At 61.4% G+C, this 17,295-nt stretch carries 17 protein-coding genes; 9 read left to right on the top strand and 8 right to left on the bottom strand.

Annotated features, from left to right (window positions below; translation table 11 throughout):
* Positions 1-22 precede the first annotated feature (22 nt).
* On the bottom strand, positions 23-1,267 hold the full coding sequence (locus tag BACI9J_RS15815; protein ID WP_159735215.1) for a flavin-containing monooxygenase: 1,245 nt from the start codon (positions 1,265-1,267) through the stop codon (positions 23-25).
* 311 nt (positions 1,268-1,578) lie between these two features.
* Here BACI9J_RS15815 and cspE point away from each other — a divergent pair, with 311 nt between their 5' ends.
* The 3 genes from cspE to BACI9J_RS15800 all read left to right on the top strand — a co-directional run bounded on the left by cspE (position 1,579) and on the right by BACI9J_RS15800 (position 6,075).
* Positions 1,579-1,782 (top strand): transcription antiterminator/RNA stability regulator CspE, encoded by a 204-nt coding sequence (cspE, locus tag BACI9J_RS15810; RefSeq protein ID WP_011773907.1) that lies wholly within the window; start codon positions 1,579-1,581, stop codon positions 1,780-1,782.
* Between the two features lie 388 nt (positions 1,783-2,170).
* Positions 2,171-4,729, top strand: coding sequence for a helix-turn-helix transcriptional regulator (locus tag BACI9J_RS24640; RefSeq protein ID WP_268891973.1), 2,559 nt, complete (start codon positions 2,171-2,173; stop codon positions 4,727-4,729).
* A gap of 83 nt (positions 4,730-4,812) precedes the next feature.
* Positions 4,813-6,075, top strand: a complete 1,263-nt coding sequence (locus tag BACI9J_RS15800; RefSeq protein WP_159735214.1) for an APC family permease — start codon at positions 4,813-4,815, stop codon at positions 6,073-6,075.
* A gap of 233 nt (positions 6,076-6,308) precedes the next feature.
* Here BACI9J_RS15800 and BACI9J_RS15795 read toward each other — a convergent pair whose 3' ends face one another.
* Entirely contained in the window at positions 6,309-6,722 is a 414-nt protein-coding gene (locus BACI9J_RS15795) for a hypothetical protein (protein WP_159735213.1), read from the bottom strand.
* Between the two features lie 312 nt (positions 6,723-7,034).
* On the opposite strand from BACI9J_RS15795, the gene BACI9J_RS15790 reads away from it, so the two are divergent.
* The gene (locus BACI9J_RS15790; protein WP_159735212.1) at positions 7,035-7,616 is read left to right on the top strand and encodes a DUF4230 domain-containing protein; all 582 of its coding nucleotides are present in this window, start codon (positions 7,035-7,037) and stop codon (positions 7,614-7,616) included.
* Positions 7,617-7,637: 21 nt separating this feature from the next.
* Here the strand turns inward: BACI9J_RS15790 and BACI9J_RS15785 are convergent, their stop codons facing one another.
* Positions 7,638-9,023, bottom strand: coding sequence for a UDP-glucose dehydrogenase family protein (locus tag BACI9J_RS15785; protein ID WP_159735211.1), 1,386 nt, complete (start codon positions 9,021-9,023; stop codon positions 7,638-7,640).
* Positions 9,020-10,189 (bottom strand): glycosyltransferase family 4 protein, encoded by a 1,170-nt coding sequence (locus BACI9J_RS15780; protein WP_159735210.1) that lies wholly within the window; start codon positions 10,187-10,189, stop codon positions 9,020-9,022. Before BACI9J_RS15780 ends, BACI9J_RS15785 begins: the two co-directional genes overlap by 4 nt.
* 230 nt (positions 10,190-10,419) lie before the next feature.
* Between BACI9J_RS15780 and BACI9J_RS15775 the strand changes: the two genes are divergently transcribed.
* On the top strand, positions 10,420-11,088 hold the full coding sequence (locus tag BACI9J_RS15775) for an excalibur calcium-binding domain-containing protein (RefSeq protein ID WP_236558716.1): 669 nt from the start codon (positions 10,420-10,422) through the stop codon (positions 11,086-11,088).
* 82 nt (positions 11,089-11,170) lie between these two features.
* On the opposite strand, the gene BACI9J_RS15770 is transcribed toward BACI9J_RS15775, so the two are convergent.
* Positions 11,171-11,614: a MerR family transcriptional regulator gene (locus BACI9J_RS15770; protein WP_159735209.1), complete on the bottom strand. Its 444-nt coding sequence runs from the start codon at positions 11,612-11,614 to the stop codon at positions 11,171-11,173.
* A gap of 152 nt (positions 11,615-11,766) precedes the next feature.
* Here BACI9J_RS15770 and BACI9J_RS15765 point away from each other — a divergent pair, with 152 nt between their 5' ends.
* The 3 genes from BACI9J_RS15765 to BACI9J_RS15755 all read left to right on the top strand — a co-directional run bounded on the left by BACI9J_RS15765 (position 11,767) and on the right by BACI9J_RS15755 (position 13,240).
* Entirely contained in the window at positions 11,767-12,189 is a 423-nt protein-coding gene (locus BACI9J_RS15765) for an Hsp20/alpha crystallin family protein (protein WP_026005349.1), read from the top strand.
* A 227-nt stretch (positions 12,190-12,416) separates the two neighbouring features.
* On the top strand, positions 12,417-12,866 hold the full coding sequence (locus BACI9J_RS15760) for a J domain-containing protein (RefSeq protein WP_159735208.1): 450 nt from the start codon (positions 12,417-12,419) through the stop codon (positions 12,864-12,866).
* A complete protein-coding gene (locus BACI9J_RS15755) occupies positions 12,863-13,240 on the top strand; it encodes a hypothetical protein (RefSeq protein WP_159735207.1) in 378 nt (125 codons plus the stop codon). Before BACI9J_RS15760 ends, BACI9J_RS15755 begins: the two co-directional genes overlap by 4 nt.
* Before the next feature lie 13 nt (positions 13,241-13,253).
* Here BACI9J_RS15755 and BACI9J_RS15750 read toward each other — a convergent pair whose 3' ends face one another.
* On the bottom strand, positions 13,254-13,490 hold the full coding sequence (locus BACI9J_RS15750; protein WP_159735206.1) for a hypothetical protein: 237 nt from the start codon (positions 13,488-13,490) through the stop codon (positions 13,254-13,256).
* On the bottom strand, positions 13,483-14,970 hold the full coding sequence (locus BACI9J_RS15745) for a flotillin family protein (protein WP_159735205.1): 1,488 nt from the start codon (positions 14,968-14,970) through the stop codon (positions 13,483-13,485). Before BACI9J_RS15745 ends, BACI9J_RS15750 begins: the two co-directional genes overlap by 8 nt.
* Before the next feature lie 512 nt (positions 14,971-15,482).
* On the opposite strand from BACI9J_RS15745, the gene BACI9J_RS15740 reads away from it, so the two are divergent.
* Positions 15,483-16,814: a cell division protein PerM gene (locus BACI9J_RS15740; protein ID WP_159735204.1), complete on the top strand. Its 1,332-nt coding sequence runs from the start codon at positions 15,483-15,485 to the stop codon at positions 16,812-16,814.
* Between the two features lie 24 nt (positions 16,815-16,838).
* On the opposite strand, the gene BACI9J_RS15735 is transcribed toward BACI9J_RS15740, so the two are convergent.
* Positions 16,839-17,288, bottom strand: a complete 450-nt coding sequence (locus BACI9J_RS15735; protein WP_159735203.1) for a hypothetical protein — start codon at positions 17,286-17,288, stop codon at positions 16,839-16,841.
* Between the last annotated feature and the right edge of the window lie 7 nt (positions 17,289-17,295).

Genomic DNA, 17,295 nt, shown 5'->3' with positions numbered 1-17,295 from the left:
AGCATGCTCTGAGTGTGGGAGTTCAAAGATCGGAGATTCGCTCCGCGATATGCCTGGCATCCAGCCCCACGCCGCCGACTATCGCTGAGTAGTGGTGCGTCAGCCACGGGAGTCCCACGACATACAAGCCCGGAATTTCTGTGGCGCCGCGTGTGTGCTTGGGGTAGCCCCATTCATCCACCAGCGGCAGGTCCACGAAACTGAAGTCGAGTTTGTACCCGGTGGCCCAGAGAACTGAAGTGATGTTCGCATCTGTCAGGTTCAACTGCCCTGCCTCTGATGGCAGCCAATCATCCCCCGGAGGCCGAGGCTGCTCGGGCGCGTCGATACCAGCAGCCGTTATGTAGGCATCAATCGCCTTTCCGGACCGCTGCGCGAAGGTCGATTCCACCGCCGTGAAGCGTTCGGTGAGGTCATCGCTGAAGGTGATGTCGCCGTCGTCGATTGTTTCCAAGTGACCGTGCAGGTGCATGCCGCGGCGGCCGAGTTCGCGGAGGTGGATGGCATGGCCACCCTCGGTACCGGAGAGCAGGGGATTGGGGGCGAACCGTGCGGCGGGGGAGGGCAGCGCCTTGGTGGTGAGGGCGTTGACGCCGTAGTCGGGGCCGTGTTTGCCCGTTTCGAGCATCCAATAGATCAGGTCCTGTCCGCGGTATCGGCGCGGCGCTTCGGGGACGATCGAGACTGCGAGGTGGACTTCGCGGCCTGCAGCGTGGAGCTCCTCGGCGATCTGTCCTCCGGACTGGCCTGTGCCGACGACGAGGACGGACCCGTCGGGTAGCTGCTCCGGGTTGCGGTAATCGTGGGTGTGGAGATGCGTCACGCCGGCGGGGAGCTTGGCGGCCAAGGCTGGGACCTTGGGCACTTGGTAGGCGCCTGTTGCGAGGACCACGTTGCGGGCCCGCATGCTCCCCGTTGACGTTTCGAGGTGGAACCCGCCGCCGGGTGCCGCCGTAAGCCGGGAGACGTCGACACCTGTGCGGACCGGGGCGGAGATCAGCTCGGCGTACCGCCTGAACAGGTTCACAACAGCGGCGCGGGAGATGAACGCGTCCCGGTCGTCGCCGTCGTACGGCATCCCGGGGAGGTCAAGCGCAAGGTTGGGGGTGTTCATATAGAAGCTGTCCCAGCGGTCCTGGAATGCGCCGCCCAGTGAATCGCGTCGTTCCAGGATCTGATGCTCGACGCCGAGTTGCGTGAGCCAGTAGCTCGTTGCGAGGCCTGCCTGGCCTGCGCCGATGATGACCGTGTCAGGGCTGGGTCCCATGGGTGAACTCTACGCTTGGCACTGCCCCCAGAATAGGCAGTAGCGGCGTGGGATCCGGGACGCATTCTGTGGCGCTTAGCCCCCCCTCAAATCGGTCGTCCAGAAACATCCGTTGGATAAATATTTCTCAGCACTAGCTATCTGCTCAGATGTATGTAGACTTGACGGTGTTGTTGTGTTTGGCATTTGGTAGTTCAGGCAGTCCCCACGATCCTTCCGGATCGTGACCTTCTGAAGTAACGGTGGAGAACACCCCACACCCGGAGACCCGAAAGTCGGGAGAATCTCCACCTTCAGTAAGGACTGAAAAAATGGCTACAGGTACCGTGAAATGGTTCAACTCCGAAAAGGGCTTCGGCTTCATCTCTCCTGAAGATGGCAGCCAGGACGTTTTCGCTCACTACTCTGCGATCAACTCCTCGGGCTACCGTTCCCTCGAAGAGAACCAGAAGGTTTCCTTCGACGTCGAGCAGGGCCCCAAGGGTCCCCAGGCAGTAAACATCCAGGCTATCTAGTCTTCGGATAACTAAGAAGCAGGGCCGGTCATTGACCGGCCCTGCTTTTTGTCTGCCCTCATAGGGAAGATATGTTCTAGTCCAGTTAGTGACTATCGAACATATATCCACATAGCGAATTACACCCATGTAATTCGCTTCCAGCTCTCCGTAGCGTGGGAAGCAATCCACCCGCCGAGCTGAGGAAGCACCCCATGGATCAGTCACTTGCAGAACTCGTGAGACACCTAGACGAGTCCCTCGAGCACCTAATTTGGCCCAAATCACCACCTAGACTGCCCCAAAACGGCCTGTGCAAGGCCGTTTTGCCACCTAGTCCCGTTTTCAAGATCTAGCCTGCGAAGTGAGCCGCATGTCGGGCATCCACAAAAACAGAAGGCTAGGTCGCGTGTTCGATTCAGAGGTTCAACGAATCTTGGACTTCGTTGCACGCGGCATCGGAGTGAGGGTTGTCGGCGCACCGGGCAGCGGCAAGACCACGGTATTGCGCAGCGTCACCAGTAACTTGGAAAAGTCCGGCGTCTCCGTACACTTCATGGGTGGTCTCCGCACGCACCGGACTATCCCGTACGCGGCCATCAAAGGACTCGGACTGGACGTGAGGCCTGGCCGCAGCGGTGTGCTGGACATCGCTGACGTGCTTTCGAGCCAGTTGGCAAAACCAGGCAAGCACTTGCTGGTGGTTGACGATCTCCATCTGGTGGACAGCGAATCCCTGGCTGTCCTGGAAGCTGTGAGGCGAAGGTCGGATTGTCCAGTGGTGGCCACTGCCCCCGAAACCTGGGCGTTTTCCAGAGGTCAATTGGCTGTCCTCAACAGTGGGAGGGAAGCACATCTGCAGCTGGACCCACTGCACTATGAACAGGTCCACGTCCTCATCGCACAGATTCTTGGTGCCCCGGCTGACGCAGACACAACCGCACGCATCCTCACCAAATCCGCCGGCAATCCGCGGCTCATAGTACGGATCGCAGAGACCGCATCACTGAGCAACCTTTTGGTCTTGAAGGACAAACAATGGACCATGTCCGCCGACACTCTGTGGAACGAACACCTACGCGGCACGCTTGAGGCACTCCTGGCTGAATTGAGCGCGGACGAGCTCACGGCCCTGCACATTATGGCGATCCTCGGTACTGCACGGGTGGATGTCCTCCACAAAGTTGTTCACCCGGATGCTCTGGAAGGACTGGAACGCAGAGGGTTCCTGTCCGTCCTGGCCGATCACCACAATGGCTCGATCGCTGCCATCAGCCCACCCGTGATCGCCGACTACTTCCGCGGAAGCAAGAACGTGCGAGACCGTAAACTTCTGCGCAGCAAGATTGCAGGCCTCCTTGAGGCTGCCCCACAGGAGGTCCCTGAAAAACACACGACGTCGGACAGCCTCTCGCGGGTGCTCTCGTCTCTCCGACTTGAGCGCGGCGACGACGACGCCATTACCTCCCGGCAAGTCCAGGAGCACAACGCGGACCGGGAACGCATCCGCTTTGAACGCTGGCAGGACAACAAGTCAGCAGCCAACGCCGCGGCATTCCTTCGTATCTATTGGGGTGCCCACTTGGACGTGGAGCGTGCCAGGCGTGTCTGCGCTGAAACAACAAACTTCGACGCCGACCCCAAGGACCTGCTGTTTGTCGCCATAACGGAGGCCATGCTTGCCATCCATGCTGGGACCGGCCCAAGGGCCGCCGTCGACATCCTCCAAAAATTCGAAGGGGACAACCCGCACTTGCGGACGGAAGTCCAAGAAGCCATCCTGTTCCTCACTGCGTCCCACGGCAGGGTTCCACTGGAGATTCGCACCGTGTCAGGAGCTTTCGAGAGCCCGAAGACCGGAATGGCGAGCTTGGTCCACGGGCTCTTGGAGCTGTACCGGTTCAAGCCGGCAGCAGCCCTGGAAGCAGTGGAAGGCCCCGGTGACGACGATGCTTTTTCACATCTGCGCCCGTTCATCCGAAGTTTCGCTTTATTCGCTGCCGGGCGTGTGGAGGAGTCCTTGGTACTTTCCTTGGACTGGCGAACCGAAGCACGAAAAGACCTGGACCAGTTCGGCGTGGTCACAAGCAGCTATGTAGCCACACTTGGTTTGCTCTACCGGGGACACTTCGAAGAGGCCGAATACCTCATGAGCAGCGTCTTTGCGATGGGCCGCCCAGGCTTTGTGGTGGACTCGCTCTACGATGCCATGCTCAGGCTCGCAGGGCTCCGACACGCGACAACTGCTCTGGTGCCTGCGCTCTCAGTCGGGATACAGGCGAGAACGGAAGTAGCAGATATCGGGCCGCTGCCCGGCATAGGGAAGGGAGCATACGAGCTCATAGCCCACAACAGCACTCAACCCGCCACATTCGACCGTAAGGCCACCAAACTCATCAGACGGCAGCTGAAGAGCGGCTACATCCTCGAGGCCATGATGACAGCGGTGCTCTGTACTTGCCTTTGCCCTGGCCGGCCGGTTCTGGATCTATTGCAGAAGATCATGCGTGACAGTGGTCTTACGGTTCATGATCAGCTCATTACCATTGCATCTGCGGTGGTTGAAGGTGACCACAAGCTCCTTGGCCTCCTCCTGAAACACTATGAACCGGACACAGACACGTACCAGATTGGAATGCTGCTGCGAGGAGCTCTCAAACGACACGTGATCGACGGCGATGCCACCGCAGCTGATGCTATGGCGCAGGCTTCCTCAATCTTCGCCGTCCGCTTTCCGTCCGCCAACGAGCAACTCTCGTTCAATTCGTTCAAAAGTTCACCGCTCACCGAAAGGGAAATCGAAGTAGCCATAATGGCAGGGCATCGCACCAACGTGGAGATCGCGGAACAACTGGGCATTAGTGCCAGGACAGTGGAAAACCACATTTCCAACGCCTTGCGGAAATCGGGTGCAACATCCCGAAGTAGCCTCTTCATGCTGGTGGGGAATTCACTTCCGCCACACTGACCCGGGATAGGCTGGATTCACCTCAGATCGCCGGTGTTTAGCGCCCATAGCTAGGCCCCGGTTCTCCAGCGTGAAGGGTTACAGTGAGCAACTCTCCGGCTTTGGCCCGCCGACTAGGCACGTTCGATGCATCGCTGATCGGGTTAGGGTCCATGATCGGCGCGGGCGTTTTCGCGGCATTCACCCCAGCTGCGGCAGCCGCAGGGTCAGGTCTGCTGATCGGGCTGGTGGTGGCGGCTTTCGTCGCCTTCTGCAACGCCACCTCATCAGCTCAACTCGCTGCAGCTTATCCGACCTCCGGCGGCACCTATATATATGGTCGCGAACGGCTCGGCCCGTGGCCCGGGTTCCTGGCAGGTTGGGGATTCGTGATCGGCAAAACGGCCAGTGCTGCGGCCATGGCGATGACCTTCGCCGCCTATGCCGCACCACAAGGTTGGGAGCGCCCGGTGGCGATTGCCGCCGTCGTGATTCTAACGGCGGTTAACTATCACGGTGTGACCCGCACAGCCGGGCTGACGCGGGTGCTGGTAATAGCTGTGCTTGCTGCCCTGACCATTGCGCTGGCTGCGGTCTGGGGCGGCTCCGGCCCGGACTTCGGCAGCTTCATTGGTGACGGGTTGTTGGCCAGCGGCTGGTACGGCATTCTGCAATCGGCAGGGCTGTTGTTCTTCGCTTTCGCAGGGTACGCAAGGATCGCGACCATGGGCGAAGAAGTCCGGGAGCCCAAGCGCACTATTCCACGCGCCATCAGCATTGCCTTGGGTATCACCATCATCATCTACGCCGCCATAGCCGTTACCTTGCTGGCGGCCCTCGGCCCCGATGGGGTGGCTGCTACACCCACACCACTGGCCGATGCTGTGAGTGCGGGCACGTGGAGTTGGGCTGCGCCGGTAGTTCGCATTGGTGCTGCTGTGGCTTCCCTGGGTGCGCTGTTGGCACTCATCGCAGGACTGGGAAGGACGAGCCTGGCCATGGCTCGGGAACACGACCTTCCCCACTGGCTCTCGGCAGTACATCCCCGCTACAAGGTCCCGCATCGTGCCGAGAGCACCCTGGCGGCGCTGATCTGCGTGATCATTGCAGTAGCTGATCTTCGCGGGGCCATTGGCTTCTCGTCATTCGGGGTTCTCCTCTACTACTTGGTGGCAAACGTCGCCGCCTTTACACAGCCGCCGGAGGACCGCCGCTATCCGAAGTTCCTCCAGGTGGCGGGCGCAGTCGCTTGCGTTGTCCTTGTTGCTACCCTGCCGCCGCTTTCTGCTGGGTTGGGTGTGCTGATGTTCGCAATTGGCATCGTGTACCGCTTGGCGCGCTCGCGACTTCGTGGGCCAGCCCGCTGACGTTTCCGGCTAGGCGCGGCCCCACCCGGGGGTGGTAGGTGGAACCGCGCCGTAGTGCCTCCTACGCCAAGACGGGTGGGACTCCCGCCGGACACCGGGATACCCGTCCCGAAGGCACATGATGAGACTATGGGTGGTTTTGGCGCTCTAGGTGTTCAAATGAGGCGAATAGGTGCCGTTTTAGAGCTAATTAGGGGTGGTTTGGAGCAAAATTAGGTGCTCAGCCGGGGCGACTAGGTGCTGGACCGCCGTCGAGCGTTTCTGCGTTCCACAGACTCCATGAACGTAACGATGCTCGCAAGAGTCAGCGCCACGGAGCACACAACCGCCAGCGCGGTGGACGCCTCTTGGAACGACACCACCACCAGCGGGCTCAACATCATGGCGTTGCCGCAGCCCGATGCAGCAAAGACTGCTGCTTTGAGAAGAAGGCACTTGAGGGAGCCGGGAATCAACATGGCTACCGGAGCCACAACGCCCAGGCCCATGGTGAGAACAACGGCCGTGGTCCTCAGATCTGAGGGATCAAGAATACTCAAGCCGTCCGGGGGCGGTGCAGCTCCCAGCAAGGTGGCCGACACTGCAGAACAAACAGCTACGACGCAGGTGATGACGCGAAGCAGTACTGGGTAGAAGTGTGTGACCACTGGCAAGTCCTCGTCTTTGTCTGTTCAGCATCCCAAAGAGGTAGTAGGCCGAACTGCGGACATGTGACGCGAAATGTCGATGGGTTGCCGAGCAACATCAGAGGTTTCAGAGAGTATCCAAGCAGACTCCGGGGCGCGTCATGAGCCGTCAGCTCCCGCTTGCGATAGGGTTCGAAAGGACTTTTGAACGGCGCTCTGTTGCGGCCATTGCTCACCCCGGAACGCCGAAGGCATCTCGGCATCGAACAAACTGGAGATTGAATCGTCATGGGCTTTTTCAGGAAAAGGGTTCTCCTCTGGCCTCTCATTCTGATGACCTCTCTGGTAGTAGCCGGAATAGTGGCCGCTTTCGCTTCCGGCGGCCTGAACGCTCTCGTTCTCGGTTCATTCCTGACCAGTAGCTCGAACGAGCGCGATTCGCAGGTGATGAAGTCCATCACCCGTGTGCAAGATGTTGCCTTGGTCAGCCTGCATATCGAGGGCGTCGCGAGGCACGAAAGCAACGGCGAGATACTTGGCGTTGCCGTACCCGCTAGCGAGAAAACGACACTGATTCAGTACAAGTTCGATGCCAAATTGGGCATCGATGGGTCACGGGTGAAGATCGAACGCACCGGCACTGAGGCGTACCGGGTAACTATCCCTAAGTTCATCGGCATCGGTTTTGATGATCCCGTCTTCGAAGACCCCTTGGAGAGCAACGAGGTGCTTAGCTGGCTAACGCCTTCAGCTGTTCAAACCCAAATGATTAACAACATTCTCAGCGATGAAAATAAGCAGAAGTACATAACCCAAAACGAAGAAGCGCTAAAGGAGCAGGCCCAAGTGTTCTACTCCGGGATTTTCGCGGGAGTCGATCCCGAAATCGACGTCGCCTTCGAGTTCGCAAAGTAGTACCACCTACAGCGGTGAAACCTACGCCTTAGCGTGCTTCTTTCGGTCCGCAGGCTTCGCAGGGTCAACCTCCGCACCAACCACCGATGCACCCGTCCCCAACCCACGGACCGTCCACCCCGCGCTCCGCCAGGCCTCAGCGTCCAGTACGTTTCGGGCGTCCAGCACCATCCGGCGTCGTACCAGTGCTGCCGCAGCAACAGGCGAAAGTGAGACGTATTCATCCCATTCGGTGAGCAGCAGCACCAGTTCGGCGCCTTCGAGGGCGCGCTTGGTGGAGGCCTCGAAGCGGATTTGCGGGTAGCGGATCCAGGCGTTGTTGATGGCTTTGGGGTCGGTGACGGTCACGTGAGCGCCGGCGGCGGAGAGTTGCTGGGCGACGTCCAGGGCGGGGGAGTCGCGGATGTCGTCGGTGTCGGGTTTGAACGCGGCGCCGAGGATGGTCACCGTGCGGCCGGACAGGAACCCACGGCACATCTCGCGGGCGATTTCCACGGCGCGGGAGCGCTGGTCCAGGTTCACTGAATCAACCAGGGCCATCCACTCATCCACCGACGGCACAGAAAGCTCGCGAGCCTGCGCCCGGAAAGACCTAATGTCCTTGGGCAGACAGCCGCCGCCAAAACCGAGCCCGGCATGTAGGTAGCGGTTGCCGATGCGCGGGTCCAAGCCCATCGCCTCGCTCAGCTCGCTCACGTCAGCGCCCGACGCGTCGCACAGTTCGGCCATCGCGTTGATGAAGCTGACCTTCGTAGCAAGGTACGCGTTCGACGCCGACTTGATGAGTTCCGCGGTCGCGAAATTGCAGACCAGCCGCGGGATGCCCGCACTGATCAGCGGCTCATACACCGCATCCAGGGCGGCGGTAATCGGCGCGCCTGCCGCAGCACCCTTGCCGCCGGGAACGCCATAGACCAGACGATCCGGAACCAGCGAATCCTTCACCGCCGTGCCCTGACGAAGGAACTCCGGATTCCAGCCGAGCAGCACGTCCAAGCGTCGGGCCAGGATCGCGCGGAGCGTCTCCACCGTGCCTACCGGCACTGTGGATTTACCCACGACGGCGGCACCCTTCGCCAGGTGCGGCAGCAGGCTCTTCGTGGCGCCCATCAAGTAGGAGAGATCGGCCGTGTCAGAGGTTTTGGACTGCGGGGTACCGACACAGAGGAAATGGACCTGGGCATCGGCGGCAGCAGCGAAGTCAGTGGTGAATGCCAGCCTGCCGGTGGTGCGACCGTCCTTGAGGAGCTCATCCAAGCCCGGCTCGTGGAACGGCGCGATCGCCTTGTTGAGCTGCTCAACTTTGGAGGCGTCGACGTCGATGCCCACCACGGTGTGGCCCATCGAAGCGAGCGTGGCGGCATGGACGGCGCCGAGGTAGCCGCAGCCGATCACGGAGATCTTCATGAGGTGGGTCCTTTGCTTGATGTGAATTCGCTGGGCCCGGATGTTCCGCTGGGCACGCCGGCGATGACTTCGTTGTAGTGACGCACCAGATCCGCGCTGAGGACTGGCCACGTTCGCCCCTGAACGGAAGCTGTGGCTGCCGTGGCAAAGGCGCGGCGCTTGGCGTCGTCGCCGATCAAGTCCTGCACGTAGCCGCGTAGTTGGCCAAGGTTGCCGGGTTCATACAACCAGCCCGTGCGTGAGTTCTCCACGAGGTCCAAGGGGCCTCCACGGCCAGTCGCCACCACGGGAACGCCCGATGCCATGGCTTCCTGAATGGTTTGGCAGAAGGTCTCGAACTCGCCGGGATGGACGAAGAGGTCGAAGCCGGCGACCGCCTCGGCTAGGGCATCCCCGCCAAGGAAACCGGCGAAGTGCGCGTTCGGCAAGGCCGCTTGGAGTGCTTCTTTCTGGGGGCCATCGCCGACGATGACCAGCTTCGTGTTCGGCAGATCAGCCAGTACGGCGAGATCTTCAACCTGCTTCTCCACGGCGAGCCGGCCGACGTAGCCGATGATGCGCTGACCGTCGAGCGCTACTGAGCTGCGCCACGCCGTCGAACGCTTAGTGGGATTGAAGCGTGCGGTGTCCACACCGCGCCGCCACATGTCCACGCGCAGGATGCCGCGTCCGCGCAACTGGTTCAGCGCAAACGTGGACGGCACCAGGGTTCGGGTGGCCAGGAGGTGGATGTTGTCCACGCGGTTCCAGGCCCAGTTCTCCAGGAACGGCACGCCGTAGCGGGCGGCGTAGCTGGGAACTTCGGTTTGATAGATCGCCACAGTGGGAATGCCCAGCTGATGGGCGGCCTGCACGGCGCGCCAGCCGAGGACGAACGGGGAAGCGAGGTGAACGACGTCGGGGGAGAAATCGGCAAGGATTCGCTTGACCCGATTCACACCACCCAACGCAACCCGCACATTCGTGTAACCGGCCAGCGGCACAGAAGGCAGCCGGTGCACATACGCACCCTTCTCGACGCTCGAAACATCAGTGTCAGACGTCGACGGCGCGATCACCATCACCTCATCCCCGCGCTCCTGCAGATGCTCCAGCACCCGCAGTATGGAGTGGGTTACCCCATTCATCAATGGCAGGAATGATTCGGCGACGATTGCGATCCTCACGCCTACAACGGTGGTCGCGGCGGTTGGCTTGGCGGGTTCGAACGGGTGGCGTGTGGGGGAAGAGTGGGTTAACAGGTGGGTTGGCTTGTTCTGTCGACTTCGTAATACTCGGGCGAAAGAATAGTTGCATCGCTCACGTTGGTATCTTGAATTCTTAGCGAGTCCTCGGGAAGCAACTGGCAAGTCCGCCCTTCCCGAATGCCCCGGACTCGCTTCAAAAAGGGGACATTTTGAAGAAAACACTCGCACTAGTTGTGCTCACCGGTCTTATGCTGACCGGTTGCGCCACCAAGCAGGCCTCAAGCCAAACGCCCGCAACCGCAGTCGCATCAGCTGTCGCTGAGCAGACCGTCGAAGTGCCCGACGTCGTCGGGCTGACCCTCGACAAGGCCACGGACCAGCTCAAGGACCTCGGGTTCAAGGTGGAAGCCAAAGATGTAAACGATGACAAATCGATCATCGTCAAAAAGAACTGGCAGGTGGTCAGCGAAGATCCCGCCGGCAAAACCAAGGTGGCCGAGGGATCGACCATAAAGCTCGGGGTCAAACATCTCACTGATGAGACGGCCACCCCGACGCCCACGCCGACGCCGACGCAGGCGCCGGTTCCCTTTGTTGCACCCGTCGCTCCGGAAGTCCAGGCACCCTCGGTCGTGGTGGCGCCTGTCGTTCCGCCAGCTCCGCCCGTGGTTGAGGCGCAACCGGTTCCGGTAGCGCCCGTGGCCCCGCCGGTGGTGGAAGCACCTCCCGTTATGGCGCCGCCGGCCCCGCCCGCAGCTGTCTACTACCCCAACTGCGCAGCAGTTCGAGCCGCAGGTGCGGCCCCGATTCATATCAGCCAACCAGGGTATGGGAAGCATCTCGATAGGGATGGCGACGGCTGGGGCTGCGACAAGTAAAGCTCAGTAGCAGGTCTTAGCAATGGCCACTCCATTTCGGGGTGGCCATTGTTGTGCTCCGTTGGCCGAACAGTGCAGCGAGTTACTCGTCGACGACTGTAGTCTCCCGCGCCCGCTTCAAATCCTTCCGCAACCCGCGGTTGTCCGCCCGCAGCTCACGATTGTCATCAGCCAACCCCCGGTTGTCCTCCGTCAGCCCCCGGTTCTCGGCCTCCAACTCCAGCACCAGTTTCACCCCGGCCAGGTTCAGTCCCTCGTCCAACAACACCCCGATCCTTCGCAGCGTCGCAAGGTCGCTTTCGCTGTAGCGGCGCGTGCCGCCGTCGGTCCTGTCCGGGGTGAGCAGCCCTTTACGCTCGTATTGCCTGATGTTCTGCTGCCCCGTCCCAACGAGCTCCGCTGCCACCGAGATCGCGTAAACCCCGCGCGAGCCAACCAAGCCCAACGCGGAGGTGCCGTCCGCGCCGGAAGAAGCCGGGCCGCCGTCGTACTCTTCAGCGGCAGTCTCACCATCCGAAGCTGCCATCAAGAACCTCCAAAAATCTTGCGGAAAACTACTTGCATCCACTCTCTCACCGGTGCTATAAAAAATCTATACCAGCCGACACAGATCAGGCAGATCGTGCAGGCTGGTACGAACAACAGAATCAGCATCAAAACCAAAGGAGTGAGAACCCAATGCTGATGCGCACTGACCCGTTCCGCGAATTCGACAGGCTCGCCCAACAGGTTTTTGGCACAACAGCACGCCCGGCCGGAATGCCGATGGATGCATGGCAGGAGGACGGACAATTCGTTGTTGCCTTCGATCTGCCAGGGGTGGATCCGCAGACCGTTGACCTGGACGTCGAACGCAACGTCCTCACGGTCAAGGCCGAACGCAAGTCGCCCGCGGGCGAGAACACCGAAATGATCGCTGCCGAGCGCCCTCAGGGTGTCTTCAGCCGCCAGCTCATCCTCGGCGACACCCTTGATACCGACGGCGTCCAGGCCAGCTACGACGCCGGGGTACTCACACTCCGCATCCCCGTGGCCGAGAAGGCCAAGCCGCGGCGCATCGAGATCCAGTCCAGCGGGCAGAGGCAGGAAATCAACGCCTAATTCCCTTCGCCCTGCCGGAAGGCTCACCCGGGGGTTGCCGACCGGCGGGGCGCCGGACGGGAACAACGGAGGCGGCCGCATCGGAATAGTTGGGCGCAGGCTTCGCGCCACGTCACAGCGTTTTTTAGCGCACATGAAAGCGACCCCCGCCCGTCGTCTCCCGATTGATGGCCCTCGGTCCACGCCGGGGGCCATCTCCCAATCCGCAGCAGGAACCGGAACCAGAAGTGAGTACCCAACCCGACCACTACGCCACTCTCCACGTGTCGCCCGAAGCGACGGCCCGTGAGATCACCCGCGCCTACCGCACCCTGCTTCGGACCCATCACCCGGACACACGCCAGAGGGTCGACGACGGCGACACCACCTCCGCGTCCGACCTCCAGGAACTGCACGCCATCATGCAGGCGTACGTCGTTTTGTCGGACCCAAGGAAGCGGGCGGCCTACGATCGTGCGCGGCGAACCCCCGGCGGTACAGGCGGGAGTGGTACGGGCGGTGGTGGAATGGGCAGAACGCCGGCCGGGACCGGCGGAACGCCGGTGAAAGTGCGCTTCCACCGGACCGGGACCGCTGGGTCCACAGCTCTCCAGCCCGAGCAGTCGCCGCTTTCGTTTGGACCAGCCCGATGGGAACCTTCACCCCGCAATCTGAGAACACCAAGGAGTAATCCATGAGCGCTTGGCGTCCATATGACGGCCACATCATTCCCGCGTTCTACGAGCGGTTTGAGCAACGCTGGGGGAGAGGTACGGCCCCATTCCTGGACCCCGAAGTCCACGAACAACCCATGCCCCGCGCCCAATGGATCAACCCGGACACAGGTGCCGCCGTGGCCGTGGTCCCCATCTGGACGGACGATCCCGAGCACCGCTCCTTCGGCGTTTTCTACCTACCGCCAGCCGGGGATATCTGGATGCTCCGCCCAGGACCAACGACGTTCCTTGAACCCAGCGGCGGAGCCAGCCGCGAGCAGGTGACCCTCCGCAACGACGCCTTCAAGAAGGCCGTCAAGCACGCCAAGGAGTTCATCTACGGGCCGCAGCTTTGAGTGGAATGACGGACTAATCCCGAAGAACGTCTGGCAATTCCTCCACATAAACCGTTTGCGGCGGCTCGAAGTGAATCACCAGCACCTTCTCGCCCACCGGGTAAACGCTCGTCTTGTCGAACGGGTAGGCGAAAAATGCGCTGGTTCCTCCGTGAAAGGGGAGCATGACCTCCCCGATGGTGCCTGGGGCGATGGTTCCAGTTACCCGGCCGATCTTGCCGGTAAGGCTTCGGTTGAACTCCTTATGCATCGGGCGCCTTGGCCGGAGGTGTTGTCACGGGCGGGGACTTCACAGGGTGCGCGGGCGCCGAGCGCGGAGAAGGAGTGGGCGCATCCTTTCCTCTTAACGCCGAGGCCAGGGATGGCAGGAAACTTCCAACCTGGGACAAGATTCCACCCACCATGCTGTTAAGTCCTTCGCCGCCGTTAAGGACAGTCAACTGACCGATGCGGGAGAACGGCTCAGCCGCCGCCGAAACGATGGCGGGCATGTTCTCCGCGATCTGCTGGTTGATGACGGCGTCCTGGTTCGTTTCCAAGGCCTCGCCGCGCGCCTTGATGCCGTCAGCCTCGGCCAAAGCCTTCGCCTTCACTGCCGAAGCCGCCGCGTTTCCGCGGGCCGTCGTCGCTGCTGCCTCGGCTTCACCGGTTACCCGGGTGGCGCCGGCCATCGCTGCTGCGGCACCCGCCGCCGCCTGGGCTTCCAGTTCCACGCGCCGTGCATTGGCCTGCGCCTCCAACTCGGTGCGCTTCGCCAAAGCCTCCGCCCCGCTGATATCCGCCGCCTTCTTCGCTTCAGCATCCGTCCGCTGGGCATAGGCCCGGGCGTCGGCGGGCTTGCGGATGGTGGTCTGTAGTTTCTGCTCTTCTCGGTCGGCCTCGAGCTTGGCTACTTGGGTTTCCTGGACAACCACCTGTTGCCGGGCTGTGGCATCGGCCAGCGGCCCTGCCTGGGCTGCGTTGGCTCGGGCCTGTTCTGCATTGGCCTGGGCGGCTGACTGTTTGATCGCCGAACGGCTCTGGGCATCGGCAATCAGCGCCGCCGCCTCAGCTTCCTTCTCCGCAGCTTCCCGGTTGCTGGTAGCTTCCGCGATCCGGGCCTCCATCTTGACCTGTGCGATGTGCGGCTTGGCCAGGTTCTGGATGTACCCGGTGGGGTCCTGCAAGTCCTTGATCTGCAATGAATCCACCACCAGCCCGAGCTTCTCCATCTCCACACCACTCGCGCTGCGGACCAGGGATGCGAGCTTGTCGCGCTCGCGGATGATCTCTTCCACGGTCATGCTGCCGATGATCGAACGCAGGTGCCCTTCAAACACGTTGTACACCTGGCTCTCCATCTTGGGCTGTTGACCGAGGAACCTGCGGGCCGCGTTGGCGATAAACGGGGGAGCGTCGCCGATCTTGTAGATCACCACACCATCCACAATCACCTGGATGCCCTGCGAAGTGACACAGGAAACCTTGAGCTCCGTTTCATTCAGCGTCAGCGCGAGAGTCCTCACTGTCTGAAGTCCGGGGACCACCAGCGCACCCTTACCGGTAACGATCTTGAAGTCCATGCCGTCCGTGTTTTCCAGGGTGCCGCGCGTCAGCCCCGAGATGATCAGCGCCTCGTTGGGTTCGGCTACCTTCCACATCGCTTTGGTGGCCAACCAAATGAAACCGATAACAACAACGACGCCCAGAATCCCGGCGATGAGTGGAAAGAAAGCTGCGAGGTCGTCCATTGACCTTGTCCCTTCAGACGGTGTGGACCTGCCACTGTGGATGACCCCCATAGGCCAAGTGGTTGCCCGTGTACACAGTCTTGTTCCGCAGGAGCAGGGAAGTCCAGCACGATTGTGCGTCATTTATGAGCCGGAATGCGTACCGCAACAGCTGATGGGCGGGACGCATGAACAGCAAGAAGCGTGGACCTCAGATAGCGTGAACACCAAAAGAAGGCTGGTGCAGCCCTGGGGAACGAATCCCATGGCGGCTGCACCAGCTGCTAAGTACGACTTTCTGTTATGAGTTGTGACACCTATTCATTGGCCGCTCCTAGTTCCCGGCTTCGATTGTTTCCGGGCCTTGCAAAGTCTGTGCAGGTGGGGCGGAGCTGAGGTGGTCGTTGAGGGCTCCGTCCCCGGGGAGAACACCTCCAATCTTACGACCGCTCAAAGGAAAAAGCGCTGGAATTCGGGGTATTTCAGGGGAGCCTACCGGGGGAGCGGGGTGCACCGTGGCACGATAGATCACGATGAAACTGCGCGCTGATCAGACCGGAAACCGTGGCCTCCCCATGCCCCTTTGGCTGCAGGGTGGTTTGGAAGCGGCTCAGGCAGCGTTCATTTCCGCCATTGTGGTGATCCTTCCGCTGGTGGGAGTGTGGGCCACCGACGGGTTCCAGGACCGGAACGTGGACTCCTTGGCCCGGTTGGCCGGCCAGGCTTGGCTGCTGATCCACGGGGTTCCGTTGGAGCTGGCGCACGTCAACCTTGGCACTGCGGCCCAACCAGGATCCGGCCTGCTCTCCCTTATTCCTCTTGGCCTGACACTCATTCCGTTCCTGCTCGCATGGCGGGCAGGACGTCGGCTTGCCCGGGCGTCGTACACAGACCAGTTGTGGCAGGCGTTCCTCGGTGCTTTCGTGGTGTACGCGGCGTTCGGGACGGCCACGGGATTCGTCTGCCGAACCCCGGAAGTTGTCATCAACCTTTGGTTCGCCATGACCATCCCGCTGATCTCCTTTGGCCTCGGAATGATCGTGGGCGCCCGGCGCGAGGCAGGCTCGTGGAGCCGGCTGATCGGAGTCGACGCCGTGGCTTGGCTCGCGAAGACCAGCCAGCATTCCCGCTGGGCCGGCTCATATGTGGGTTCGGCATTGAAGGCCGGCTTCGTAGCCGCCATGACCTCTGTTTGCTTGGCCGCCCTGCTCCTGGCCGTGACTATCGTGTGGCATTGGACGGACATCATTGCCGTTTACGAAGGGATCAAAGCCGGCGCCTTGGGCGGTGCCGTGCTCACCATCGCACAGCTCGGTTTCCTGCCCAACCTCGTCATCTTCGCTTTGTCCTGGTCCACCGGCGCCGGCTTCTCGCTCGGAGTCGGCTCAACAGCGGGTCCGTTGGGCACCGCCGTCGGACCGCTTCCTGCCGTCCCGGTTCTCGGTGCCCTTCCCGCGGGACAGCTCGACGCCGGTGCCATGGCCCTGGCGCTGCCGGTGGTTGCCGGGATCCTGGCAGGTTGGTGGTTCCTGCGCGAAGGCGAGAACCACTTTGACGAGTGGCTCTCCATCAAGATCAAAGCCCGCTGGTTCACCGCTGCCGTTTCCACCCTGTTCCTGGGCGCGTTCATCGGCGCCGTTGCGGGACTTCTTGGCGGTGCGTTGGCCTGGATCGCACGCGGTTCAGCCGGCGTTGGACGGCTTACGGAAATCGGACCCCACCCGCTGTGGATGGCTGTCTGGCTGGCCGCAGAGGTGGGCATCGGCGTCGTGATTGGCTACGCAGTGGGGCCGTGGCTGGAACGCAGCCAGAAGCAGCGCGAAGCGAACCTGGACGAAGCAGCGTACGACGACGAACACGCCTGAGCGGGCACGTTCAGTACCGCTGGCCTACCGCAGCGACCCCGGCATCGAGTTCTCCAGCTGCGTCAGGCACTGCGTTTTAGCCGATTCGGTGAGCGCATTTCGTGAGCAGTCCTGATACGTGCTGACCTGGTTGAAGAAAAGCACCGAAGTCAGAATCAGTAAGCACATCACAGCCGTCACAACCAAGCCCGAGATCGTCCCGAACAGCATCAGTTTCGGGTGCTTGTGCTTCAGCGTCCGAACCAGCACAACGATGCCCAACACCAACGCTGCAAGCGTCAGGATGGCACTCAACCACACGTAGTTCACATTCAGGGAGAACACGAAAAACGCACCCAAAGCCGCCAAAAGGAATGCGCGGAAGAGGTTCTGGCTCACACCGAGGGTGGACTTTTCGGCCTCGGAGCGGGGTTGTTGGTTCGGCTTGGAACCGACGTCGGGATTCATGTTTTCCAGCCTACGCGAGCCGCCCATAAGCTAG

It is taken from the genome of Arthrobacter sp. 9V (assembly GCF_902506065.1).
Lineage (GTDB): Bacteria > Actinomycetota > Actinomycetes > Actinomycetales > Micrococcaceae > Arthrobacter.
This window is presented reverse-complemented; position numbering and strand designations above follow the sequence as displayed.

What these genes read in the sequence shown, in the direction of transcription:
- BACI9J_RS15815 (WP_159735215.1), bottom strand. Translation starts at nt 1,267, where the DNA reads ATGGGACCCAGCCCTGACACGGTCATCATCGGCGCAGGCCAGGCAGGC.
- cspE (WP_011773907.1), top strand. Translation starts at nt 1,579, where the DNA reads ATGGCTACAGGTACCGTGAAATGGTTCAACTCCGAAAAGGGCTTCGGC.
- BACI9J_RS15790 (WP_159735212.1), top strand. Translation starts at nt 7,035, where the DNA reads ATGACCTCTCTGGTAGTAGCCGGAATAGTGGCCGCTTTCGCTTCCGGC.
- BACI9J_RS15785 (WP_159735211.1), bottom strand. Translation starts at nt 9,023, where the DNA reads ATGAAGATCTCCGTGATCGGCTGCGGCTACCTCGGCGCCGTCCATGCC.
- BACI9J_RS15770 (WP_159735209.1), bottom strand. Translation starts at nt 11,614, where the DNA reads ATGGCAGCTTCGGATGGTGAGACTGCCGCTGAAGAGTACGACGGCGGC.
- BACI9J_RS15765 (WP_026005349.1), top strand. Translation starts at nt 11,767, where the DNA reads ATGCTGATGCGCACTGACCCGTTCCGCGAATTCGACAGGCTCGCCCAA.
- BACI9J_RS15755 (WP_159735207.1), top strand. Translation starts at nt 12,863, where the DNA reads ATGAGCGCTTGGCGTCCATATGACGGCCACATCATTCCCGCGTTCTAC.
- BACI9J_RS15750 (WP_159735206.1), bottom strand. Translation starts at nt 13,490, where the DNA reads ATGCATAAGGAGTTCAACCGAAGCCTTACCGGCAAGATCGGCCGGGTA.
- BACI9J_RS15745 (WP_159735205.1), bottom strand. Translation starts at nt 14,970, where the DNA reads ATGGACGACCTCGCAGCTTTCTTTCCACTCATCGCCGGGATTCTGGGC.
- BACI9J_RS15740 (WP_159735204.1), top strand. Translation starts at nt 15,483, where the DNA reads ATGAAACTGCGCGCTGATCAGACCGGAAACCGTGGCCTCCCCATGCCC.
- BACI9J_RS15735 (WP_159735203.1), bottom strand. Translation starts at nt 17,288, where the DNA reads ATGGGCGGCTCGCGTAGGCTGGAAAACATGAATCCCGACGTCGGTTCC.